Source organism: Nonomuraea sp. NPDC003214 (assembly GCF_053590035.1).
Genome location: NZ_JBSFSX010000013.1, coordinates 180,026 through 202,336 on the forward strand (window position 1 = coordinate 180,026; position 22,311 = coordinate 202,336).

At 74.0% G+C, this 22,311-nt stretch carries 27 protein-coding genes and 1 pseudogene; 13 read left to right on the forward strand and 15 right to left on the reverse strand.

Annotation, left to right across the window (positions count from 1 at the left end):
• Positions 1-9: 9 nt before the first annotated feature.
• Complete coding sequence (locus ACWDXC_RS35410; protein WP_449989542.1) at positions 10-600, forward strand: TetR/AcrR family transcriptional regulator; 591 nt, start codon at positions 10-12, stop codon at positions 598-600.
• Here the strand turns inward: ACWDXC_RS35410 and ACWDXC_RS35415 are convergent.
• The gene (locus ACWDXC_RS35415; RefSeq protein ID WP_357587992.1) at positions 587-1,048 is read right to left on the reverse strand and encodes a TipAS antibiotic-recognition domain-containing protein; all 462 of its coding nucleotides are present in this window, start codon (positions 1,046-1,048) and stop codon (positions 587-589) included. The genes ACWDXC_RS35410 and ACWDXC_RS35415 overlap by 14 nt on opposite strands.
• Before the next feature lie 101 nt (positions 1,049-1,149).
• On the opposite strand from ACWDXC_RS35415, the gene ACWDXC_RS35420 reads away from it, so the two are divergent.
• The 3 genes from ACWDXC_RS35420 to ACWDXC_RS35430 all read left to right on the forward strand — a co-directional run bounded on the left by ACWDXC_RS35420 (position 1,150) and on the right by ACWDXC_RS35430 (position 4,833).
• Positions 1,150-2,070: a hypothetical protein gene (locus ACWDXC_RS35420; RefSeq protein WP_449989545.1), complete on the forward strand. Its 921-nt coding sequence runs from the start codon at positions 1,150-1,152 to the stop codon at positions 2,068-2,070.
• Between the two features lie 109 nt (positions 2,071-2,179).
• On the forward strand, positions 2,180-2,944 hold the full coding sequence (locus tag ACWDXC_RS35425; protein WP_449989548.1) for an ABC transporter ATP-binding protein: 765 nt from the start codon (positions 2,180-2,182) through the stop codon (positions 2,942-2,944).
• Positions 2,929-4,833, forward strand: a complete 1,905-nt coding sequence (locus ACWDXC_RS35430) for a hypothetical protein (protein WP_449989550.1) — start codon at positions 2,929-2,931, stop codon at positions 4,831-4,833. The genes ACWDXC_RS35425 and ACWDXC_RS35430 overlap by 16 nt, the downstream gene beginning before the upstream one ends.
• Positions 4,834-4,836: 3 nt before the next feature.
• Here ACWDXC_RS35430 and ACWDXC_RS35435 read toward each other — a convergent pair whose 3' ends face one another.
• The 5 genes from ACWDXC_RS35435 to ACWDXC_RS35455 form a co-directional block, all read right to left on the reverse strand.
• Positions 4,837-5,841, reverse strand: coding sequence for a MerR family transcriptional regulator (locus ACWDXC_RS35435; RefSeq protein ID WP_449989552.1), 1,005 nt, complete (start codon positions 5,839-5,841; stop codon positions 4,837-4,839).
• A gap of 80 nt (positions 5,842-5,921) precedes the next feature.
• A complete protein-coding gene (locus ACWDXC_RS35440) occupies positions 5,922-6,572 on the reverse strand; it encodes a HEAT repeat domain-containing protein (protein ID WP_449989555.1) in 651 nt (216 codons plus the stop codon).
• Positions 6,573-6,637: 65 nt separating this feature from the next.
• Positions 6,638-7,435 (reverse strand): hypothetical protein, encoded by a 798-nt coding sequence (locus ACWDXC_RS35445; RefSeq protein WP_449989558.1) that lies wholly within the window; start codon positions 7,433-7,435, stop codon positions 6,638-6,640.
• A 56-nt stretch (positions 7,436-7,491) separates the two neighbouring features.
• On the reverse strand, positions 7,492-7,950 hold the full coding sequence (locus ACWDXC_RS35450; RefSeq protein WP_449989623.1) for a carboxylesterase family protein: 459 nt from the start codon (positions 7,948-7,950) through the stop codon (positions 7,492-7,494).
• 19 nt (positions 7,951-7,969) lie between these two features.
• Complete coding sequence (locus ACWDXC_RS35455; RefSeq protein WP_449989561.1) at positions 7,970-8,329, reverse strand: SgcJ/EcaC family oxidoreductase; 360 nt, start codon at positions 8,327-8,329, stop codon at positions 7,970-7,972.
• A gap of 96 nt (positions 8,330-8,425) precedes the next feature.
• Between ACWDXC_RS35455 and ACWDXC_RS35460 the strand changes: the two genes are divergently transcribed.
• The gene (locus ACWDXC_RS35460; RefSeq protein WP_449989563.1) at positions 8,426-9,064 is read left to right on the forward strand and encodes a TetR/AcrR family transcriptional regulator; all 639 of its coding nucleotides are present in this window, start codon (positions 8,426-8,428) and stop codon (positions 9,062-9,064) included.
• Between the two features lie 9 nt (positions 9,065-9,073).
• Here the strand turns inward: ACWDXC_RS35460 and ACWDXC_RS35465 are convergent, their stop codons facing one another.
• Positions 9,074-9,640, reverse strand: a complete 567-nt coding sequence (locus ACWDXC_RS35465) for a TetR/AcrR family transcriptional regulator (RefSeq protein WP_308125861.1) — start codon at positions 9,638-9,640, stop codon at positions 9,074-9,076.
• Between the two features lie 91 nt (positions 9,641-9,731).
• On the opposite strand from ACWDXC_RS35465, the gene ACWDXC_RS35470 reads away from it, so the two are divergent.
• A complete protein-coding gene (locus ACWDXC_RS35470) occupies positions 9,732-10,166 on the forward strand; it encodes a DUF6463 family protein (RefSeq protein WP_219507688.1) in 435 nt (144 codons plus the stop codon).
• On the opposite strand, the gene ACWDXC_RS35475 is transcribed toward ACWDXC_RS35470, so the two are convergent.
• A complete protein-coding gene (locus ACWDXC_RS35475) occupies positions 10,148-11,251 on the reverse strand; it encodes an FAD-dependent monooxygenase (RefSeq protein WP_449989567.1) in 1,104 nt (367 codons plus the stop codon). The genes ACWDXC_RS35470 and ACWDXC_RS35475 overlap by 19 nt on opposite strands.
• A gap of 31 nt (positions 11,252-11,282) precedes the next feature.
• Positions 11,283-12,026: a siderophore-interacting protein gene (locus ACWDXC_RS35480; protein ID WP_364180181.1), complete on the reverse strand. Its 744-nt coding sequence runs from the start codon at positions 12,024-12,026 to the stop codon at positions 11,283-11,285.
• A 106-nt stretch (positions 12,027-12,132) separates the two neighbouring features.
• Between ACWDXC_RS35480 and ACWDXC_RS35485 the strand changes: the two genes are divergently transcribed.
• From ACWDXC_RS35485 to ACWDXC_RS35495, 3 genes are all read left to right on the forward strand, one after another.
• Complete coding sequence (locus tag ACWDXC_RS35485; protein WP_219507693.1) at positions 12,133-12,465, forward strand: YnfA family protein; 333 nt, start codon at positions 12,133-12,135, stop codon at positions 12,463-12,465.
• An 80-nt stretch (positions 12,466-12,545) separates the two neighbouring features.
• Positions 12,546-12,830: a hypothetical protein gene (locus ACWDXC_RS35490; protein WP_449989571.1), complete on the forward strand. Its 285-nt coding sequence runs from the start codon at positions 12,546-12,548 to the stop codon at positions 12,828-12,830.
• Positions 12,782-13,426, forward strand: a complete 645-nt coding sequence (locus ACWDXC_RS35495; protein WP_449989574.1) for an extracellular solute-binding protein — start codon at positions 12,782-12,784, stop codon at positions 13,424-13,426. The genes ACWDXC_RS35490 and ACWDXC_RS35495 overlap by 49 nt, the downstream gene beginning before the upstream one ends.
• Positions 13,427-13,431: 5 nt before the next feature.
• On the opposite strand, the gene ACWDXC_RS35500 is transcribed toward ACWDXC_RS35495, so the two are convergent.
• The 6 genes from ACWDXC_RS35500 to ACWDXC_RS35525 form a co-directional block, all read right to left on the reverse strand.
• Entirely contained in the window at positions 13,432-14,232 is an 801-nt protein-coding gene (locus tag ACWDXC_RS35500; protein WP_449989577.1) for a substrate-binding periplasmic protein, read from the reverse strand.
• Positions 14,229-15,557: a hypothetical protein gene (locus ACWDXC_RS35505; RefSeq protein WP_449989580.1), complete on the reverse strand. Its 1,329-nt coding sequence runs from the start codon at positions 15,555-15,557 to the stop codon at positions 14,229-14,231. Before ACWDXC_RS35505 ends, ACWDXC_RS35500 begins: the two co-directional genes overlap by 4 nt.
• Before the next feature lie 117 nt (positions 15,558-15,674).
• Positions 15,675-16,190, reverse strand: coding sequence for a DinB family protein (locus ACWDXC_RS35510; RefSeq protein WP_219507699.1), 516 nt, complete (start codon positions 16,188-16,190; stop codon positions 15,675-15,677).
• Between the two features lie 90 nt (positions 16,191-16,280).
• A complete protein-coding gene (locus ACWDXC_RS35515) occupies positions 16,281-17,333 on the reverse strand; it encodes a diaminopropionate ammonia-lyase (RefSeq protein ID WP_449989583.1) in 1,053 nt (350 codons plus the stop codon).
• Between the two features lie 50 nt (positions 17,334-17,383).
• On the reverse strand, positions 17,384-19,024 hold the full coding sequence (locus ACWDXC_RS35520; protein ID WP_449989586.1) for an FAD-dependent oxidoreductase: 1,641 nt from the start codon (positions 19,022-19,024) through the stop codon (positions 17,384-17,386).
• 97 nt (positions 19,025-19,121) lie between these two features.
• Positions 19,122-19,928, reverse strand: coding sequence for a TetR family transcriptional regulator (locus ACWDXC_RS35525; protein WP_449989589.1), 807 nt, complete (start codon positions 19,926-19,928; stop codon positions 19,122-19,124).
• 77 nt (positions 19,929-20,005) lie between these two features.
• Between ACWDXC_RS35525 and ACWDXC_RS35530 the strand changes: the two genes are divergently transcribed.
• The 4 genes and pseudogenes from ACWDXC_RS35530 to ACWDXC_RS35545 all read left to right on the forward strand — a co-directional run.
• Positions 20,006-20,905, forward strand: a complete 900-nt coding sequence (locus ACWDXC_RS35530) for an alpha/beta hydrolase (protein WP_449989592.1) — start codon at positions 20,006-20,008, stop codon at positions 20,903-20,905.
• Positions 20,906-20,949: 44 nt separating this feature from the next.
• Positions 20,950-21,507, forward strand: coding sequence for a TetR/AcrR family transcriptional regulator (locus ACWDXC_RS35535; protein WP_364180199.1), 558 nt, complete (start codon positions 20,950-20,952; stop codon positions 21,505-21,507).
• Positions 21,504-21,899: a DUF6463 family protein gene (locus ACWDXC_RS35540; RefSeq protein ID WP_449989595.1), complete on the forward strand. Its 396-nt coding sequence runs from the start codon at positions 21,504-21,506 to the stop codon at positions 21,897-21,899. Before ACWDXC_RS35535 ends, ACWDXC_RS35540 begins: the two co-directional genes overlap by 4 nt.
• A gap of 195 nt (positions 21,900-22,094) precedes the next feature.
• Positions 22,095-22,244: pseudogene (locus tag ACWDXC_RS35545) on the forward strand (IMP dehydrogenase); the annotation flags it as partial.
• Positions 22,245-22,311 lie beyond the last annotated feature (67 nt).

A 22,311-nucleotide genomic window follows, 5' to 3' on the forward strand; every position in this document is an offset into this window, starting at 1 on the left:
GGACGCACGATGCCGACCGGTGTGGCCATTCGCGACGTGCGCGATCAGCTGTTCGACGCGGCCGAGCGCATCCTGCTCCGCGACGGGCCCAACGCGCTGACCAGCCGGGCGGTGACCACCGAGGCGGGCTGTGCCAAGGGCGTCCTGCACCGGCACTTCGCCGACTTCGACGCCTTCCTCGCCGAGTTCGTGCTCGACCGCGTCCACCGGATGGCCCCGCAGATCACCGCCCTGCGCGAGGCCGCGGGCACCGGGACCGTCGCCGGCAACCTCACGGCCGCGCTGTCGGCCCTGTTCGAGTCGGTCGCGGTGGCAATCGTCGCGCTCGTCGTCTTCCGCGACGAGCTGCGCGCTCGGCTGCGCGCGACCTGGCCCGTCGGCATCCCGGTCCTGACGGAGGCCGCGACCATGCTGGCCGCCTACCTCGCCGCCGAACGCGAGCTGGGCCGCGTCACCGCCGACGCCGACGTCGACACGCTCGGCGCCACCCTGATCGGCGCCGGCCACCTGCTCTACGCCGACCGCACCGGCGCCCGGCCCGAGCCGGACGCCGTGCACCGGATGGTGACCACGGTCGTCGGCGGCGTCACGCGCGGCTGAACCGCTCGGCGTTGGCGCGGATCGCCTCACGCAGCCACTCGGCCGCGCCCGGACGCGTGCCGGCCTCGATGCCCGCCCGGAAGCGCGGGTCGTCCACGTACAGCTCGCCCTTCAGCACGTGGAAGTCGTGCGTGGTGTCGTAGAACCAGCGCGAGATGTGCTGCCGCTGCGCCTCGGCCACGTCCATGGCCGCCTCGCCGGCCGGGTCGGCGCCGGCGTCCATCAGCTCGCGGATGCGCGCCTCGATCGCCGCGTTGTCGCTCTTGATCCGCTCCCAGTCCTCCTTGCCGTAGGTCGCGACCCGCTTCGCCGACTGCGCGTACGCCTCGGAGTCGCCCCACCGCTGCTCGACCTCGTCCAGGTACTCCTCTTCCCGGTCGGCCCACTCGCCCCAGACCTCACGCTTCTCCTCGGCGGTGAGGGGGGAGGTCATCTTCTTCTTCGCCATGCCGGTGACCGTACGGACTCACGTCACGTAAGAGTCAAGCCGTCGTGTGACCGAATTTCTGAATTTCAATTTCTGGAAAACAGAAATGCTAGAGTGCGCCAATGACCGCCCCGGACGACGCCGTCACCGTGACCCCGTGCAAGCAGTGCGGAGCGGCGATCGAGCAGAAGCGGGGCCGCGGCCGGCCCAGGGAATACTGTCCGGGCCGCGACTGCCAGGCCACGGCCAAGCGCGAGCGGGAGCTGCGGCGGGCCACGCCAGGCCTGGAAGGGGCGCTGGCCAGGGCCGAGCAGCTCTACGAGCGGATGGAGAGCGGGCTCGCGGCGGCCATCGAGCCGCTGGCGCGGGCGCTGGCCGAGGAGCTGAGCCCCGCCGGGGTCGAGGCCCGGCTCAGCGCCGTGCAGGCGGAGGCCTACACGCGGGTGGCGATCGCGCGCACCGAGCGCGAGCAGGCCTTCGAGCAGGTACGACTGGCCCGCGAGGCCACCGAGCACGCCCGGCGGCAGACGGCCGACATGCGGGTGCGGCTGGAGGAGGCCGAGGCCGAGCGCGACACCGCGCTGGCCGACGCCGAACGGGCCAGGGAGCAGGCGCTCGCCGCGCTGCGGGAGGCGGCCAGCACCGAGCGGCAGGCGTTGCAGGCCGCGGAGGAGGCGGGGCGGCGCGCGGAGGCGGCCGAGCGGCGGGCCGAGGAGGCAGCGCGGCACGTCGAGCTGGTCGAGCGGGCCAGGGATCAGGCCGTTCAGGAGCTGGCCGAGCGCGTCGAGGCGGCCCAGGCGCGTACCGAGGAGGCCCGCGCGCAGGCCGTACAGGCCGCCGAGGAGGCCGAGCGGGCGCGGCGGGAGAGCGAACGCGCCCGGGAAGAGACTGCGGCGGCCGGGCGCGAGCGTGACCAGGTGCTGCTCGACCTGCGGCTGGAGCGGGCGCGGCTGGAGGATCTGCGGGCCGAGCTGGAGGCGTCCCGGGCCGAGGCCGAGCGGCTGCGCGAACGCGCGGTGGCGGCGGAGCTGCGCAACCGCTGACCACGGCGGATGGCACGGCACGTGCCGTATTGACACGAGCGGAACGCCGCCCACACACTTGCCCTCGAAACGGTACGACACGTGCCGTTCAGAGCTTGAAGGGGAAGTCATGCGTGGCCATCCGCCGGCGCTGCGGCTCGCCGGCCTGTCCAAGACGTTCGGGCCCAAGCGCGCGGTCGACGCCCTCGACCTGGAGGTGCCCGACGGGTCGTTCTTCGGCCTCGTCGGGCCCAACGGGGCGGGCAAGACCACCTCCTTGTCCATGGCGATCGGCCTGCTGCGGCCGGACGCGGGCCGCGCCGAGATCTTCGGCGTCGACGTGTGGGCCGACGCGCCCGCCGCCAAGCGCCTCATCGGCGTCCTGCCCGACGGGCTCGCCCTGCCCGAACGGCTGACCGGCCGCGAGCTGCTGCGCTTCACCGGGCTGCTGCGCGGCATGGACCGGGCCGACGTCGACCGGCGCGCGGACGAGCTGCTGGCCGTCCTGGACCTGGACGGCGCCGGCCGCACGCTGGTGATGGAGTACTCGACCGGCATGCGCAAGAAGATCGGCCTGGCCACCGCGCTGCTGCACGCGCCGAGGCTGCTGGTGCTGGACGAGCCGCTGGAGGCGGTCGACCCCGTCTCGGCGGCGACGATCAAGGTCATCCTGCGCCGCTACGTCGAGGGCGGCGGGACGGTCGTGCTGTCCAGCCACGTCATGGCCGTGGTGGAACAGCTCTGCGACCACGTCGCCGTGATCGCGTCCGGCCGGGTCGTGGCCACCGGGCCGCTGGCGGCGGTGCGCGGCGGTCTGAGCCTGGAGGAGCGGTTCGTCAGCCTGGTCGGCGGCCAGCTGCCTGAGGTGGGGGAGCTGGCGTGGCTGGCGTCCTGATCCGGATGAAGCTGGCCGTCCTGCGCAACTCCATGACCGGCCCGCGCGCGGCCCAGATGATCACCGGCGGGCTGGTGGGGCTCGCGCTGGCCGCGGGCGTCCTGCTGCTGGCCGCACAGCGCTACCCCGTCGCCGAGCTGCGGTTCGACCTGGTCGGCGCGGCGCTGGCCGTGTGGACGGCGGGCTGGCTGCTGGGCCCGGCACTGTTCGGCGGCGGCGACGAGACGCTGCGCCCGGAGCACTTCGCGCTGCACTCGTTCACGCACCGCGCGCTGGCGACGGGGCTGGCCGCGACCGCGTTCGTCGGCGTCGCCCCCGTAGTCACGCTGGTGGCGCTCGCCGCGCTCGTGGTCGCGGGCGTCACGGCCGGGCTCGGCCCGGCGGCCGTCGCCGTCGGCGTGCTCGCCGCCGTACTGCAGCTCGGCGGCACGGTCCTGGCGTCCAAGCTGGTCACCGCGCTGCTCGGGCAGGTCATGCGGTCACGCGTGGGGGCGGCGCTGGCCGGGTTCGTCAGCGCCGCCCTCCTGGCCGGGACGCACTCGGGCTGGGTGCTGTCGCCGCTGGTGGGGGAGGCGCTGCGCACCGGGTTCCCCCCGGCGTTCTCCGCCTGGGTGCACACCCTGCCGTCCGGGTGGAGCCTGACCGCCGTCCGGGCGGCAGGGCGCGGCGACTGGCTCACCACGGCCGCGGCCCTCGCCGGGCTGGCGGCGCTCGGCGTCGCCTGCCTGGCCGGCTGGTCGGTGCTGCTGCGCCGCCGGCTGACCACGCGCCGGGCGAGCGGGCGGCCCATGCGCGCCTCCGCCGACCGGTGGGTACGCGGCCCGGTCACCGCCGTCGCCGCCCGCGAGCTGCGCACCTGGACCCGTGACCTGCTGCGCTTCCACCTCGCGTGCTTCGCGCTCGGCTACGCGATGGTGTTCTGCCTGCTGCCGCTGGCCGTCGGCGCGCCCGTCTTCCTGCCGTGGACGGGGCTGCTGTTCGCGCTGTGGACCGCCGCCGTGTCGGCCAACCTCTACGGCGAGGACGGCACCGAGCTGTGGGGCAAGCTGATGATCCCCGGCGCCGCCCGGCACGACGTCCGGGGCCGCCAGCTCGGCTGGCTGCTGGTCGCCGCGCCGCCCACCCTCGTCCTCACGATCGCCTTCACGGCGCTGTCCGGGCAGTACGCGCTGTGGCCGTGGCCGGCCGCGCTCGTCCCCGCGCTGCTGGGCGGCGGCGCCGGCGTGACCGTGCTCGTCTCGGTGCTGCGCCCGGTGCCGATGGCCGACCCGCACCGGCGCGGCGGCAACCTGCTGGACAACGGCACCGACTTCACCCAGGTGCTGCTGGTGCTGATCCTCACCGCGGCCTGCGCCGCGCCCGCCTTCTTCGCCGTACGCTTCGGTCCCGTGTGGGCGGGGCCCCTTGTGGGCGTGGTGAGCGGCGCGGCGCTGGCCTGGCTGCTCGGCCGGGTCGCCGCGGCCGTCCTGGGCCGCACCGCGCCGGAGCTCCTCCACCTGCTGCGCACCGGCTCCCGGCCCGCCCGCCGCCGGCCGTCCCTGCCTCTGGTCCCGCCCCGGGTGGCAGCGGCCCACCGGGTCCGGCCGCAGCGGCCCGACGCCTGGCTGGAACGGCTCGGGCTCGACCTGGCCCCGGCCGGGCGGCGCGCGTACGTGATCGTCAGCCTGACGCTGTGCTGGGTGCCGCTGGTGGCGCAGGGCGTCGTACCCGCGCTCATGCTGTCCGGCGGCGCGGCCGAGCGGTCCTGGTTCCTGGCGCTGCACGTGCCCGACGGGCTGCGCTGGCCGGTCATCGCGGTGATGATCGCGCTGGGGCTCGTGCTGCTGGTCACCGGGCTGGCGACGGGGCTGTACTACCTGGCCAAGTCCCGGGTCCGCGCCGCGGGATGACCGTCAGAGGGCGGCGCGCAGGCCGAGGACGTAGGACGCGGTGAGCGCGACGGCGCGGTCCCCGTCCCCGGACAGCTCCGTCAGGATCCGGGAGGCCACGGCGCCCGGGATGTCGGCGAGCGCCTGAGGCAGCCGCCGGCGTGCGGCCGGGTCGACTCCCGCGGGGGCGAGGCGATCGGCGAGCATGGTGGCGATCCGGTCGGCCAGCGCAGGATCGGCCGCCAGCGCGCCCAGCGCGTCGGCCGCCTCGACGTCCTTCGTCCCCTCGACGACCATGTCGACGAGCGTCGGAACCGCGTCGGCCACCCCGCGCGGCCCCAGGGCCAGGGCCGCGTGCCTGCGGACCACCGGGTCCGGGCTCGCCAGGGCGTCGCGCAGCGGCGCGGCCGCCTCCGCGCCGGGAAGCTCGGCGAGGGACCGGACGGCGCGCTCGCGCACCTCGGCCGCCGGCGAGGACAGGCCCTCGGCCAGCAGCGCCGGCCCGTCACCGCCCGAGCGCGCCAGCGCCCAGCGCAGCGCGCCCGCGACGTGCGGGTTCGACTCGCTGAGCACCGCCTCGGCCAGCGCCTCCACCGGCACCGCCGCCTCCTGGACCGACGACAGGGCCGCGTGCTGCCGCCGCCCGGCGCTCTTCGAGCCCAGCGCCTGGAGGAGCGCGACGGCCTGGAGGACGTCCTCCCACCCCTCCGGCTCCGCCGCGCCGATCCGGCGCAGCCGCGTCAGCAGCTCCGTCTCGGCCGCGATGCGCTCCTGGGTCCGGCGGATGAGGTCGTCGACGAGCGCGTCCGGGGTGAAATCGGGATCGTCGAGCGCCCGGCCGACGTCACGCAGCGACAGCCCCAGCGAGCGCAGGCTCTCGATGTGGAAGATCCGCCGGATGTCCTCGGCGGCGTACTCCCGGTAGCCGCCGCTGGTGCGGCCCGTCGGCCGCACCAGGCCGAGCGCGTCGTAGTGCCTGAGCATGCGCGCGCTGACCCCGGACCGTCGCGCCACCTCACCGATCAACACCGCCTGCCACTCCTCCTCACCTGTCGCTGCTGCTCACCCTGCCACTCCACGCTCTCACTCCACCCTGTCACTCCACGCTCTTACTCCACGCCGAGCGCCACGGCGCGCTTGGCCTCCTCGATGGCGAACTCGAACCCGGAGTCGGGGTCGCGCAGCAGCAGCTCGGTGGCCGCCGCGTGCGTGCGCACCCGAGGGTCGGGGTCCGCCGCGGCGGCGCGCAGGGCCGGCTCGATCACCTCGCCGAGCGCCACCAGCGCCCGGCTGAGGCTCAGCTGCACCTCACGCCCGCCCCGCCCGAGCTGCGCGGTCAGCGCCACGGCCAGCTCCGGCCGCTCGTCCTCGGGCGCGAGCGCGACCGCCGCCCGCCAGGCGCTCCGCGCCACCTCGTCGTCGGCGTCGGCCAGCACCCGCGGCGTGATCGCCGGCCAGGCTCGCCGATCCCCGATCTTGGACAGGGTGTGCAGCGCCTGGCTCCGTGCCTGCGCCCGCTCCGAGCGTACTTCGTCGACCAGCACCGGGACCGTCAGCGACGCCGGATGGCGCGTGAGCGCCCACGTCAGCATCTCCCGCACCTGGAAGTCGGGCTCGACCGCGCACCGCTCGACGAGCGCGCCGACGAACCCCGGGTCAGGCGTCGTGCCGGCCGCCATCGCGGCCCGCAGGCGCACCGACGCACCGTCGTCCGCCAACCCTCGCACGACCTGAACCGTAACCGTTTCCTGCAGCGGCATGGGGCCACCTCCTCGGCCCCAGTGAAGACCTTGTCACGGTGTCAAGGTCAACTTCGATCAAGCTCTCAGCTAGGCAGGCGCCACTTGCACAGCTTCTCGACACACAGCTCGGAGGTCGTCTTCCGGGGGTCCGGCGCCTTGATCGGCACCTTGCCGCCCCACCGCTCGTAGCGGGTGTCGACGTGGACGGTCTTCCCCACCAGCTCGTCGAGGCCGCCGGCGAGCGTGAACGTGCTCCGCACCCCGCTAACCAGGCCCGAAGGGCTCAGCGTGAGGGTGTAGGAGACCCTCGTGCCCCCGTCCCAGCCGATGTGCGAGGCGTGCTCCGCCCACCGGGAGACCCGCTCGAGCTCCTTGAACGTGATCGCGCCGGTGACGGTGTCGCCGCTCCGCACCCCGTTCCTCAGCAGGGCGGCCAGCGTCGCGGGCTCGCCCGGGTTGACGAGCTGCTCGTCATACCCCAGCAGCTCGGTGTGCCAGAGGTGCATCTGGTGGCGGTCCTCCCACCAGGTCTTGCCCTTCTTCAGCCACTTCCCCACAAGACCGCCGGAACGGTAGCTGGTGCCGCCGATGCGGTGGTTGAAGCCGATGGCCCGCTCGGGGCCGTGCTCGCCGCCGGTGGTGGTGACGTCCAGGGCCTTGACGCGCCCCTCGGCGTCGAGCTCGAAGGCGCCCCTGCGCCGGAGCTCGGCCTGCTCGAAGGCGCCGTCGGCGAGGGTGGCCGTCTCGGTGAAGCTCACGCCGCGCCCGGGGCCCAGAACGGCCTTCAGTGCCTGGACAGGGTCCTTGGCCACCGCCTGCGCGGGGGCGGCGCCCCCCAGCAGCGCGCCCAGTGCCGCCAACGAGATGATCAGCCGTCTCATGATGTGATCATGTCGCGGCCGGGTCACGTCGTGAGCACGGGCGGAACCCCGTTCCGTCAAGACCAGAGGCCGCAGCGGTGGGCGTTCTTCAGGTCGAACGGCCGTACCGCGCCGGGGGCGAGCCGGAGCGCACGGTCGGCGGCGTCCAGGCGGGGCCAGCGCGGGCTGCCCGGCCCGTTGGGGTCGCCGGTCGTGACCAGCCGGGCCGGGTCGTAGATGGAGCCGGCGCCGGTGACGAACCCCCCGCCGGGCAGCCAGACCATGACGGGCCGGTTCTTCCCGGGGCGGGCCGGTGCGGTCACCTCCACGGTCAGGCAGTCCTCGCTCTGCGCGATGCCTTCCGGCATGTCGGGCGCACCGGGCTGCGGGCACGCCGGTCCGGCTGCCGTCGCGTCACGGACGCCGGGCCAGGGCCTCACCGGCGCCGGTGGCCGCCAGCGCCGGTCGCCGACGGGCCCGTCATGGCGACGGGGGCGGCGGGCGTGGCCGGGGAGGCCGCGGCGTCGTGGTCCGATCGAACCACTAAGCCGGGGGTCAGACGATCGGGGTCGTCTGGGCCAGCGCGATCAGCCACCGGCCGCCCTCCTTGACCAGCACGAACGTCAGCGCGCCACGCCTGCCGTCATTGACGTGCTTGACCAGGGTGGCCAGCGCCACGTCCTCCCGCAGGAAGGTGACGTCCTGCAGCTCGTTGGTGGTGAGGACGTCCTTCAGCGGGCTGCGCAGCGCCTTGGCCATGACCTCGCGCACCTGCTCACGGCCCCGCAGCCGGATGCCGGTGAAGTTGACGAGCGACACGTCCTCGGCCAGCAGCCCGGTGAAGCCGTCCACGTCGTTCTGCAGCTTCTCGGCGTCGCGGACGACCTGCTCGATCGCGGCCCTCTCGGTGTTCATGTCCGTCTCCTCAGCAATAGCGGAGCGATTCGCTCCGGTTCGACCGCGACGTTACACCGGAGCGAATCGCTCCGCAAGTCTGCTAGGATCAGGGCGATGACCAGCCGCACCGATCGCGCCGCGCGCAACGACCGGGCGCTTCTCGAAGCCGCCCGCGCCATCCTGGCCGAGGACGGCGCGCACGCCTCCGTCGCCGCCATCGCCGCCCGCGCGGGCGTCGGCATCGGCAGCCTCTACCGGCGCTACCGGACCAAGGAGGAGCTGTTCCAGCGGCTCGCCGTGCTGTCACTGGAGCACTGGAACGAGGCCGCCGAGCAGGGCCTGGCCGATCCCGACCCGTGGGCGGGGCTGGCCGGGTTCGTCGCCGCGTGCGTGGAGTTCGGCCAGGGCACGCTGGCCCCGATCGCCGGGGCCGTCGAGGTGAGCGACGAGATGGACGCCGCGTCGCGCCGCGGCGACGACCTGCTCGACGCCCTGGTGCGGCGCGCCCAGGACGCCGGGGTGCTGCGCCCTGACGTCGCCGCCGTCGACGTCGCCCTGCTGATCGAGCAGCTCGGCCGCTCCCCGCTGGTGGATCAGCTCCGCAAGCAGGGCAGGGACGACCTGCTTCCCGCCGCCGTCCGGGCCCGCGCCCGCCTGGTCGCGATCGCGCTCGACGGGCTGCGCCCCGGCGCCCCCGGCGGTCTGCCCGGCGACCCGCCGGGCGAGGAGCTGTTCACGGGCCGCTGGGCCTGACCGTCACGCTCACGACGGCGGGCGCAGCAGGTGCTCGCCGGCCAGGTGGACGGCTTCGAGCGTGCTGTAACCGGGGTGGTCCACGGCCATGAAGTAGCGCCCGATCGCCAGCGAGAACGCCAGGATGCTGCGCGCCTCGACCTCCCTGGGATCGGCGACGAAGGCCCCGAACATCTCGCGCAGGAAGTCCATGCGCTCGTTGTCCACGCGCCGCAGCCGCGCGGCGACGGCCTCGTCATGCCGCGCCCAGGCCCGGACCGCGAGGTCGACCCGGTGGAAGTCGTCCGTGAAGGTGAGCTGGCCGACCCGGCGGATGCGGTCGGCCGGGTCGCCGCCCTCGGCTTCGGCCTGGGCGATGAGCTCGCGGGTGCAGCTGCGCTCCCACTCGTCCAGCATCTCCGCCAGCAGCGCGGGCCGGCCGTCGAAGTAGCCGTAGAACCCGCCCTTGGTCACGCCGAGCGTGGCGGCCAGCGTCTCGACGCGCACCGCGTCGGGGCCGCCCCGGGCGAGCGCTTCGAGGCCCGCCTCGATCCAGCGGGCCCGGGTCGTGCGTGGTGTGGCGGGGATCGCAGCCACCTCCGTTGATCGCGTCCGGGTTTGTACGTTACCGTACACATCGTTCTGTACGGCTCCGTATAGATCACGGCCACCGGAAGGGGACGTCACGATGGACTCCACGAAGCCGCTGCTCCGCTGGGCGAGCGGGATCATGGTCGTGCTGGGCGCGGGGCACCTGACGCTGCTGGCGCTCATCGCGTGGGACGACATCACCGGCTGGGCGAGCAGGGGGCTGTGGGCGGCCGTCCCGCTCGCGCTCACCGGCGGCGGCGCCGCCCCGACCGTCGGGTCACTGCAGAACGAGGTCACCTTCTGGGCGGGCCCCGGCAGCTTCAGCGTGCCGCTGATCCTGCTCGGCTGCCTGATCTGGCGCCTGGCCGGACGCGGCGTGCCCGTGCCCGCCTGGGCCGGGTGGGGGCTCGCCGCCTGGTGCGCGGTGGGCGGGATCCTGCTCGTGCCGTCGCCGTACGTCGCGGGGGTCGTCGCCGGGCTCCTCGTCGTCGTGGCGGCGCGCAAGGGCGCGCGTCACGGTGTCCACGTGTAGGTCGGCACGATCGAGCGCTCGAAGAACGCGTCGGGCAGCCTCGGGAGCGCCAGGTCACGCAGGGCCGTCAGGGGACCGGAGGTCCAGTGCGCGGGCGCCCCGGCCTGGCGCGAGAGGCGGACGATCTTCTGGGTGCGCGGCCTGCGGACCCGGTCGTACTCCGCCAGCCCGGCCCGTACGCCCCGGGTGTCGACCGCGGCGGCGAGCGTGACCGCGTCCTCCAGCGCCTGGCAGGCGCCCTGGCCGAGGTTGGGCGCCATGGCGTGCGCCGCGTCGCCGAGGAGCGCGGCCCGGCCCTGGACGTAGGAGGGGAGGCCGGGCAGCTCGTAGGTGTCGTGCTGCAGCACGGTCTCCGGGTCGGCGTCGGCCAGCAGGGCGGGGATGGGGTCGTGCCAGCCGGCGAAGCGCTCGCGCAAGTGGTCGAGGCCGTGACGGGAGCCGGCCGGGGCGTTGGCCATCAGGTAGCAGTAGACGCTGCCGTCGGGCATCGGCTGGTGCCCGAACCGCTGCCCCTCGCCCCACGTCTCCACGCTGCCCTCGATGGGCCGGGGCGCGACGATGAGCCGCCAGGTGGTGTATCCGACGTAACGCGGCCCGCGCAGGCGCGGCCAGAGGGAGCGCCGGGTGACGCTGCGCACGCCGTCGGCGCCCACGACCAGGTCCGCCGTCGAGGTGCCGCCGCTGTGGGCCACCGTGCCGTCGGGCCCGACGTGCCGCACGTCGACCCCGGCCCGCAGCGCCTCGCCCGGCAGGGCGGAGCACAGCAGGGCGACCAGGTCGGCGCGGTGCACGATCACCCACTGGCCGAACCTGCGCTTCAGGTCGGCGGTGTCGTTGCGGATCAGCCAGCTCCCGCTCGCGTGCCGCACGCCGGCGAGGGGTTCGGCCTGGCCGCCGGCGCGCAGCGTGTCGCCCAGGCCGAGCACGTCCAGCGCGCGCAGGCCGTTGGGCTGGATCGACAGCCCCGCGCCGATCTCGGTGAACGCGGGGGCGCGTTCGAGGACCTCCACCTGCCAGCCGCGCTGGTGGAACGCCACGGCGGCGGTGAGGCCGCCGATGCCGCCGCCCACGATGATCACTTTCATGGTCTCTCCTTGGTGATGGGAACGGAAAGGGTCAGTGCAGGCCCCGTTTGCCGGGGGCCCAGAACGGTTTGACCTTGATCGAGGTGCGCGGCCAGCCGCGCTCGCGGACCAGGTGGTCGCGCACCATCTGGCAGGTCCTGGCCTCACCGGCCACGTAGGCGGCCCCGGCGTCGCCCGGCAGGTCCAGCTCGGCCACGGCCGCGAGCAGCACGCGGGAGGAGGCGGCCGGCGCGCCGTGCCGGTGGACGCGGCGCAGCGGCGGGTCTCCCGGCATCGGCAGGTCGTGCTCGGGGCCCTCGCTCTCCAGCACGCCGAACACCGCCGCCGAGCCGTCCAGCCCGGCGATCATCGGCCCGAAGGCGGCGCCGGCCGTCTCGTCGCCGACGAACACGTGGAAGTCCGCCTCGCGGGTGAAGAAGTCGCCCTGCGGCCACCAGAACGTCACCCGGTCGCCCGGCCGGACCGCCCGGGCCCACTCCAGGCCGATGCCGTCGCCGTCGTACAGGTGGATCCGCAGCTCCAGGGCGCGGCGGCCGGGGGAGAGCTCCCAGATCGTGTACGTGCGCAGCGTGTCGGCCGGGCGCATGATCCCCGCCACCGAGAGCGGGTCCTTGAGCTGGATCCTGACGTGCTGGCCAGGGGTGTAGGGGAAGTCCACGGGCCGGTCGGTCTCGAGGCGCACGCGCCGCATCGTGGGCGTGACGTGCTCGGCGACGGCGACGGTCGCCTCCGTGGCGTACTTGCCGAAGACGGCGGCCAGAGGGTTGCGCGGCATGTCAGGAATCCTCCTGGAGAGCCCGTAAGTTTGCTTAGAGTCATTAAAAAAACATAGATGCCCTAGAATGTCAACGTAGTGCCGGCGATGCGGTCTACTGGCCTGCATGACCGTCGCGCGTTCCCTGCTGCTGTTCGCCCTGGCCGCCCTCGCCGAGATCGGCGGGGCCTGGCTGATCTGGCAGGGCGTGCGCGAGCAGCGGGGCCTGCTGTGGATCGGGGCCGGCGTCGTCGCGCTCGGCCTGTACGGGTTCGTCGCGACGTTGCAGCCGGACGCGAACTTCGGCCGCATCCTCGCCGCGTACGGCGGCGTCTTCGTCGCGGGGTCGCTCGCGTGGGGGATGGCCGTCGACGGCTTCCGGCCCGACCGGTGGGACGTCATCGGCGCGCTCGTCTGCCTGGCGGGCGTCCTGGTGATCATGTACGCGCCGCGCGGCTGAGACCGGTTGCGCGGGGCTCGCCGCGGAGTGTCGAATGGGAGCGGCACCCGCGCAACACCGGCGAACCGTGGGGAGACGCGATGAGGCCGTTGGCCATCACCCTGGTGGCGGTCCTGCTGGCCGCCGGGTGCTCGGCGCAGCGCCGGGACAAGATCACGGTCGCGTGCGGGGCGAGCGAGCGGTGGTGCTCGATGATGGTCAAGCGGTTCTCCGACGCCACCGGCGTGGAGGCCGACTTCGTCCGGCTGTCGAGCGGGGAGGCGCTGGAGCGGATCCGGTCGACCCCGAGCACGCCTGGAGCGGCGTCTACGCCGGCGTGCTCGCCTTCTGCAACAACACCGAGGAGCTGGCCAGGCGCGGCCTGAAGCCGGTCCGCTCCTGGACGGACCTGCTGGACGAGCGGCTGCGCGGCGGCGTCGCCATCGCCCACCCGGCCACCTCCGGCACCGCCTACACCGCCCTGTGGACCCAGGCGCTGCTCAACGGCGGCGACCAGGACGCCGCGCTCGCCTACATGCGCCGGCTCCACCCGAACGTGCTGCGCTACAACGCCTCCGGCAGCGCGGCGGCCGTGCAGGCGGCCAAGGAGGAGGCGGCGGTCGGCGTCGTCTTCTCCCACGACTGCGTCGCAGCCCAGGAGCAGGGCTACCCGAACCTGGAGGTGACCTTCCCCCAGGAGGGCACCGGCTACGAACTCGGCGGCCTGGCCGTGCTGGCCGGGGCGCACAACCCGGCCGGCGCGCGCACGTACGTCGACTGGGCGCTCAGCGGCGCCTCCCAGCGGCTCGGACCGCTCGTGCGGTTCTATGCGCTGCCCACCAACACGGAGGTGCCCGCCCACTCCAAGGCCGCGGACCCGGCGGCCGTCAAGCTCGTCCCCTACGACGTCGAAGCCGCCGGCCGCGCCAAGCAGTCACTCGTCGCCAGGTTCGGCGCCGAGGTCGCCGAGCCACCCGCCTGAACCGGCTACGAGCAGCCCTCGAACTGGGGGACGGCGATCACCGACAGGTCGATGCCCGACCTGCCGAACCACTTGTCCAGCAGCATGTGGGCGGTGCCGTCCTGGTACATCTGGGTGATCGCCCGGTTGAGCTCCTCGCAGCCGTCGACGTCGCCCTTGCGCACGCCGATCGAGGTGCGCTGCTCGTTGAACGTCGCGCCCACCAGGTGCAGGTCGACGCCCGGCTTGGTGAGCAGCCCCGCCAGGATCTGGGCGTTGGTGGAGATGGCGTCGATGCGGCCGTCCTCGATCATGTCCAGGCAGACGTTGTAGTCGGGCGCCTCGACGGGGATCGCCCGGACCCGGCGTTCGCCGACGATCCGCTGGGCGATGTTCGTGCCGCGCACCCAGCAGATCCTGCGCCCCTCCAGGTCCCGTACGTCGCGGATGGCGTCCTTGTCGGCGGGGCGGACCGCGATGTCCTGGAAGTCGACGTGGTACGGCCCGGCGAAGTCGATCACCTTCTTGCGCTCCGGGGTGACCGACATGTGGGCGAAGACCAGGTCCGCGCGGCCGCCGGTCAGCACGGTGAGCTGGTCGCCCGCGGTGATCTCCAGCCAGCGGATCCGCTTGCCCAGCCGGGAGACCAGGTCCTCGGCCACGTCGATGTTGAAGCCGTGGTAGGCGCCGTCCGGCCCCTTGAAGCTGATCAGCGGCACGTCGGAGCGGATGGCGACGATCACCTCGTCCTTGTCCACGAGCGATTCCGGCCGCGCCGTGCCGCAGGCGGTGAGGAGCAGGAGCAGGCAGATCAGCAGTCGTCTCACCGGTACTCCCTGAGTCGTGGCCACACGCCGGCCAGGACGAGCAGGGCGCCGGCGGCCAGCCCGGCGGGGACCAGCCGCCACAGCGTCTCCAGCGCCCCGTCGCCGCTGTCGATGGCCCGCTCGAAGTCGGACTCGTGCCGCCGGACCAGCTCCTCCAGCACCTTGTCGTAGCCCTCGTACGCCTGGGTGAGCTCGCCGTCCCAGAACTTGATCGCCGCCGCGCCCGACATCCCGCGCATCCGCGCGTCGGCCTGCTGGAACCTCTGGTAGGCGGTGAACAGCCTGGTCCGGTCCGCGCCGGTCACGCCGCCGAGCAGGCCCTGGAAGCCCGGGCCGAGCCTGCTCTGGTAGTCGGGCAGGCTCGTGGACTCGACGGCGGCGATCGCCCGCGCTTTGTCCAGGAAGGTGTGCTCGTAGGTGTCCTTGCGCCCGGGGTCGAGCAGGTAGCGGCTCTGGTCGCCGTGCATGCTCCTGCTGATCGCCCGCGCCCTGGTCAGCGTCAGGACCGCGTCGAACCCGCCGCGCTTGGCCTCCTCCAGCGCCCGGCCCTGCCGCTCTATCAGGACGGCGCCGGTCACCAGCCCGGCCGCGCCCAGCACGGTCGCGACCACCAGGGCCGGCGCGAACACCCTGCGGAACCTGCGCGTCAGGTAGGTCTGCAGGCCCACCAGGCAGGCGAGCGCGAGCATCCCGGTGAGGACGACCGCGGTGCGGGCCAGGGCGGTGGCCGACTGCTCGGCGTCGTGTGCCCGCCGCACGATCGTGCCCGTCTCCAGGGTCAGGTTGTACGCCTTGGGCAGCAGCTCGCGGTGCATGAGGTCGGTGGCCCGCCGGTAGGCGGCGACCACGGGGGCGGGCGGCTGACCAGCGGTGTGCCCGGACTGCCGGTCGAGCAGCCGGGCCTCGGCCGCCAGCCGTTCGTAGCGGCCCAGCCCTTCGATCAGCGCCTCGACCGTACGCTGCTCGGTGGGGTTGTCCAGGGCCAGCCGGTAGGCCTTGAGCAGGCTTTCGGAGATCTCCAGGCGCCGCTGGTCGTAGGCGGTCAGGTCGGCCTGCTGCTGCGGGCCGTACTCCCTGCCCAGCAGCAGCGTCTCGGCCACCAGCGCGTCCATCTCCGACATCTGCCGATACAGGCCGGTGGTGGCGAGGACCTGCGGCCCGGCGTCATGCCCGATCGTGCGCAGGCTGGCGCCCGTGCTGGCCGCGCCGGCCAGGATCGCGGCCAGCAGCAGCGCCAGCGACAGCAGCGACAGCCCGGCGAGGGTGCGCACCCGCCTGGGGACCGCCGCCGCGCGCCGGACCGGCGGCGTCGCCGTCACCGTCATGGGCGGCTCCGGCGGGCGTCGTCAGGAACCTGGCCGTGCACCGCGCCTCCCGGGATCGGCTCGTGCTGCCAGTCGAGCATGAACGCGCGCGCCGCCGGTCCGCAAGAGGCGCCCGCGTCAGTAGTAGCCCTTGGTCCCGTCGACGAGCTCGCGGACGGTGTCGAGGTGGCCGGCGTGGCGGGCGGTCTCCTCGACCATGTGGATGAGCATCCAGCGCAGGCTGGCGGCGGCGGAGCGGAAGTCGGGATGCTTGCCCACGTCGTCCAGGGAGTGCGCGGCGATGATCTCGTTCGACACGGCGCACTGCCGCTCGTACTCCTCCAGCAGGCGGGCCAGCGGGACGTCGTCGACCATCATGTCGGCGTCCTCGGGACCGTCCTCGTCGAACTGCGGGCCGACGGCCGGGCCGCCCATGAACAGCACCTCGAACCAGCAGTGCTCGACCCAGCGCAGGTGCGACACCAGGCCGGCCACGGTCATCAGCGGCGAGTCCGGCAGGACCGGGCGGTGCGCGTCCTCCTCGGAGAGGCCCTCGCACTTCCAGTGGACGATGGCGCGCTGCATGTCGAGCCAGCCGACGAGCTGGGTGCGCTCGTCCGCTACGAAGGGGGGCCTGGTGCGTGAGGGTGTCATGGGTCTGGACGCTACTGCGTCCGCATCGCCCGGCGCATCCTGATATCGCCCAGGTCACGGGACCTGGGCGGGGGATCGTACGCCGCTCGGTCAGAGGGCGGGGTTGGCGTCCGGGCCTTCGGTGCTGAGCAGGACGACCGTGGCGTCCGGGCCGAGGCCCAGCGCCGCGCGGCGGGCGGCGGCGCCGTCGCCGGTCAGGGCCGCGCGGGCGCCCGCCAGCGAGGCCGCGCCGCACGGGCCCGCCGCGACCCCGTGCCCGGCCAGCTCCCGCGCGGCGGCGGCGCTGTCGTCGTCGCCGATCGCGACCGCCGCGTCCAGGCCGTCTCTCAGGTACGGCCACGCCAGGCTGGACGGGGTGCCGCAGTTGAGCCCCGACATGATCGTGTCGCCGGTCCCGACGCTGACGGGCGCGCCCCGCCGGAGGCTGGCCAGCACGCAGGCGGCCGATTCGGGCTCCACCGTCATCAGCGCCACAGGAGCGGAGCCGGAGCGGTAGTGGATCACCGCCGCCTGGGCGAGCGACCCCACGCCCGCCGGGACGACCACCAGGTCCGGGGTGCCGAGCTGCTCGTCGATCTCGGCGAACAGCGTCGAGTAGCCCGCCACGATCCACCCGGGCGTCTCCTCGTAGCCTGGCCAGGCGGTGTCCTGGACGAGCACCGAGCCCGGCTCCTCCGCCGCCTCGGCGGCCCGGCGCACCGCCTCGTCGTAGTCGCCGGCGACCTCGGTGACCCGCGCCTCCTCGGCCGCGATGGCCGCGACCGCCGCCGGATGCACGCCCTCCGGCACGAACACGTGCGCCCGCTGCCCGAACCGCCGCGCCATCCGCGCCACCGCCCGGCCGTGGTTGCCGTCGGTGGCGGTGACCAGCCGTACGGGATCGTTCCCGGGGCGGGCGGCCAGGATCCGGTGGATCGCCCAGGAGGCGCCCAGCGCCTTGAACGCGGGCAGGCCCAGCCGGTTCGACTCGTCCTTGACCAGGAGCCGCCCCACCCCGAGCGGCCAGGCCAGGCCGGGGACCTCGGTCAGCGGCGTGGGCGCGTAACCGGCCAGGCCGGCGTGGAACTCCCGCACCCCGGCGGGGGCGGGCTCGCAGGTCCAGCGGCGGGCTTCGGGGCGGTCGTACCAGGTTTCGTGGTGCACCCGCCCCACGTTGCCCGCCGCGCCCGCGTCCCGTCCAGCGTCATCGCCGCTCAACCGGTGCGGCGCCGCAGCCTGAGCACATTGTCCGTACGGGTGCCGGGGGTGCCGTCGGGGCGCATCTGGACGCGCTCGTGCTCCTCGGCCAGCTCCACCTGCCAGGCGCCGTCGCGGAGCTCCAGGCTGCGCAGGACCTCCTGCGGGGTGGGGAAGTGCACGTCGGGGTGCGGGTTCTCCTCCCAGGAGGCGAACCCGGCGTGCCCGACGATCAGCAGCACCCCGCCCGGCGCGACGGCCTCGGCGGCCCGGCGCAGGACGCGTTCGCGGGGCAGCTCGGCGTAGGAGTGCAGGAAGTGCGCCGAGACCAGGTCGTAGACGCCTTCCGGGAAGGACCGGCCGAGGTCGTGCCGCTGCCAGTCGACGCGGTCGGCGACGCCCGCCTCGGCCGCCTGGCGGGCGGCGCGTTCCAGGGCCACGCCGGAGACGTCCACGGCCGTGACGCGCCAGCCTCGCCCGGCCAGCCAGATGGCGTCGGCGCCCTCGCCGCACCCCAGGTCGAGCGCGGTGCCGGGCGGAAGGTCGGCGGCCTCGCGGACCAGGATGTCGTTCGGGTTGCCGCTCCAGACGCGGTCACTCTCGCTGTAGCGGGCGTCCCAGAACTCCTCCCCGCCGAGAACCTGAGTGCCGCCGTGCTCGGCGGGGTGGTCGGCGGTCGGGGTGGCGCCGGGCTCGGCGGGCTGGGTGCGGCGGGCGGCGACGGCCTCGCGGGTCTCCTCGGCGACGAGGTCGGCGTTGATCGCGCCGGCGGCCTTCACGCCCGCCGCGACCGAGCCGATGACGACCTCGGCGACGTTGGCGACGTTGCCGGCGACCCAGACGCCGGGCACCTCGGTGGATCCCGTCGGGTCGGCGGCGATGTGCGAGCCGAGCACGTGCCCGGCCATCTCGTGGTCGACCGGCTCCAGGCCGAGCCCGGCCAGGACGCCCGTCCGCGCGGTGAAGCGCGGCGCCACGACGACGGCCTCGACCGGGACGACCCGCCCGTCGGCCAGGTTCACCCCGGTGAGCGCGTCGTCCGTCACCTCCAGGCCGGTGACCTTGCCGCCGACCACGGCGATGTCGCGGGCCGCGAGCTGTTCGAGGTCCTCGCCGGTCGGCGCCGGCACGTCGTTGAGGAATAGCGTCACGCGGTCGCTCCACTGCCGCCACAGCAGCGCCTGCCGCACGGCCATGGGGCCGCTCGCCAGCACGCCGATGCGCCGGTCGCGCACCTCGTAGCCGTGGCAGTAGGGGCAGTGCAGCACCTCGCGGCCCCAGCGTTCGGCGAGCCCGGCCACCTCGGGCAGCTCGTCGACCAGCCCGGTGGTCACCAGCAGGCGCGCGGCCGTGCGGGTGGTGCCGTCCTCCAGCACCACGCGGAACCCGCCGCCGTCCAGCCGTTCGGCGGTCACGGCCACGCCGGTGACGATCTCGGCGCCGTACGAGGCCGCCTCCTCGCGGCCGATGGCCAGGAACTCCGACGGCGCGATGCCTTCGCGTCCCAGGTAGTTGTGCATTCCGGACGCCGGGGCGTTGCGCGGCAGGCCGGAGTCGATCACGAGCACCGAGCGGCGCGCCCGCGCCAGCGTCAGGGCGCCGCTCAGTCCGGCGGCGCCGCCTCCGACGACGATCACGTCATACTGCGTCTTCATCATGGCGTGATGGTGCGTCAGCCTCCGTCATCATGGCAAACATTCTTGCTAAAACGGCAACGCGCCTCCGTGTGCTTGTCTCGAAATCAAAGTCTCATAATCATTTGTTTTTGAGACTGCGGTAGACGGTTGCTCTTGAGACGCCGAACGTGGTGGCGATCTCCTCGGCGGAGCGCCCTTCGGCGTGCATCTCACGGGCCCGCGCGGCCTGCTCCGGGGTCAGCGCGGCCGGCCGCCCGCCGCTCCTGCCCCGTGCACGCCCCCGCCCGGCGGGGACCTCCGGCGGGCGGGACACCTCCAGGGAGCGGGGGGACTCGGGCGAGCGGGGGGACTCGGGTGGGCGTGGCGGCTCTGGCGGGCGAGGGGACTCGGGCGGGCGGGGCGGCTCGCCGAGGAGCGCGCGGGTGCCGTCCAGGATGAGGGCCCTGAGCCGGTCGGCGGGCACGTCGCGGAACAGGACCACCGGGTCGGCCAGCCCGGCGACCGCCTGCGAGGCGCGCACCCGCTGCTCCAGCCCGCCGCCGGGCCCCGCCACCAGCTCGTTGGCCAGCGCGATCGCGGCGCGGAACCGCTCGGCCACCGGCGCCTGGACCAGCAGCGTCATGTCCTTGACCAGCATGGTGAGCGTCTCACGGTGGCGCAGGTGCACGTCCACGTAGCCCTCGACGGCCCGCCACCGCACCTCGCCGGGATCGCCGCACGCCTCGGCCTCGGCGAGCACCGCCTCCAACTCGTCCAGCAGGGGCAGCGTGAGCTGGTGGAGGATCTCCTCCTTGGAGTCGAAGTGGTAGTAGAGGGCGGCCTTGGTGATGCCGACCCGGTCGGCGATGGACTGCATGGACGTGGCCCGGTAGCCGCGGGCGGCGAACAGGGTCCTGGCGGCGGCGAGGATCCGCTGGGGTGTCATGGATCTCACTTACCTGTGGTCAGTTCCGGGGCTAGAGTGCTTACCGACAGTCAGTCTACGGCTTCGAGGTGATCCGTATGTTCGAGCGGACCCAGGTGTCCTTCACCGTCGGCGGCGTCCGGTGCGCCGGCTACCTCTACCTGCCCGCGGGCGCCGGGCGGGTGCCCTGCGTGGTGCTGTGCCACGGCTTCAGCGGCACGATGGACCGTCTGTTCCCGTACGCGGAGGGGTTCGCCGGGGAGGGGTTCGGCGCGCTCGTGTTCGACTACCGGAGCTTCGGCGAGAGCGGCGGTGAGCCCCGGCAGCTTCCCGACCTCGCCGGGCAGCGCGACGACCTGCGCGCGGCGCTCGCCTTCGCCCGCGCCCACGAGCGGATCGACCCGGCGCGGGTGGCGCTCTGGGGCAACTCGCTCGGCGGCGCGCACGCCATCGTCGTGGCCGCCGACGATCCGAAGGTCGCAGCCGTGGTCGCGCAGATCCCGTTCAACGGGTTCCCGAAAGGGGTCGAGAACCGCGACACCTCCCAGACCCTGCGGCTGATGAGCTCCATCGTGTGGGACGCGGTGCGCGGCAGGCTCGGCCTGAGCCCGCACTACATCCCCATGGTGGGCCGGCCCGGCGAGCGGGCGGTCACGGCCACCCCGGAGGCCGACGCGCACATCCGCACGCTGACCGGCGGGAACACGAAGACGCTGTGGCGCAACAGCATCGCCCCCCGCGCCCTGCTGGACATGATGCGCTACCGTCCCGCCGAGGCCGCGGCGCGGCTGCGCTGCCCGCTGCTCGTCTGCGCCGCCGCCGACGACCACGAGACGCCGCTGGAGACGAGCCGGGAGCTCGCGGACCGGGCGCCGCACGGCGAGCTGCGCGTCTTCCCGGGCACCCACTTCACCTTCTACACCGACCCCGAGCTGCGCGAACGCGTGGCCGTCGACCAGGTCGCCTTCTACCGCAGGGCGCTCGCGGAGGTCGGCTGACCCCCTCACCTCTCAGCACCATACGGTACGGTATGGTCGCTGGCATGGCGTCAAAACGCGACTGGCTGCGCACCGGGCTCCGCGTCCTCACCGAGGACGGCGCCCGGGCGCTGACCATCGAACGGCTGTGCGGGGAGCTCGACCTCACCAAGGGCTCCTTCTACCACCACTTCAAAGGCATGGCGGGCTTCAAGACCGACCTGCTCGCGCACTTCGAGGCCGAGCACACCGCGCGCTTCATCTCGGCGGTGGAGGAGGCGGAGGGGACCGCCGACGCCCGGCTGCGCGCCCTGGTCGACCTCGTCCTCGACGACGAGAGCGTCAGCGAGGGACTGGACTCGGCGGTGCGCGCCTGGGCGCTTCAGGACGCCGAGGTGCGCGCCGTGCAGGAGCGCGTCGACCGCACCCGCATCGACTACCTGCGGGTGCTGTGGCGGGACCTCGGCGGCCCGGAGAGCGACGTGGACCCCATGGCCCACCTGCTCTACCTGGTCCTCATCGGCGCCCAGCAGATCATCCCGGCCGTCCCCGCGCCCCAGCTGCGCGACATCTACCAGCGCGCGCTGCGGCTGGCCCCGCAGAAGGAGGCGGAGCCCGCATGAACGCGCTGACCCGCTGGATCCCCCGGCTCGTCATCGCCACGGCGCTGCTCCACTTCGCCTGGGCGTTCGTCCAGCCCAACGCGTGGGGCGCGATCGCCGCCGACGGCTTCTACCGCAGCGTCGCCGACGACAGCCTCCCTGACTACTACGCCCGCGAGACGAGCGTGTGGTTCATGGTCGCCGGGGTCGCGCTGCTGGCCATGGGCACGATGGCGGCGCACATCATCCGCACGACCGGGCGGCTGCCCGCGCAGCTCGGCTGGTACCTGCTCGTCCTCGGCCTCGGGCTGTGCGTCCTCTACTTCCCGGTCACGGGCGGCTGGCCGGTGCTCGTCATCGGCGTGCTCAGCCTCGTCGCCTCCCACCGCGCTCCCCAGCCGGCGGAGCGGTAGGAGCCTCTTCCAGGAACGACCCGATCGACCGCCCGGCAGCTCGCCGGCCAGGCCGGTGAGGTCCTTGCCGTACGGGCCGCGCTCAGCGGGGCAAAGCATCGGCCTAAGGACGGCCATCTTGTCCCCGGACGCGGACCGCCCGCCCGTTCCCGGTGTGAGGGCGGGCATCCGCTGCCGTCCGAAGGGGATCCACTCATGCGGGGAGCAGTGCTGTACGCCCCGGGTGACATCCGTGTCGAGGACCGCCAGGACCCCGCGATCATCGAGCCGACCGACGCGGTCATCCGGCTGACGGCCACCTGCGTCTGCGGCTCGGACCTGTGGCCGTACCGGGACGTGGAGCAGGCCGCCGAGGGCTATCGGGCGATGGACGAGCGCCGCGCCGTCAAGGTCCTCCTGCAGCCCTGACCCC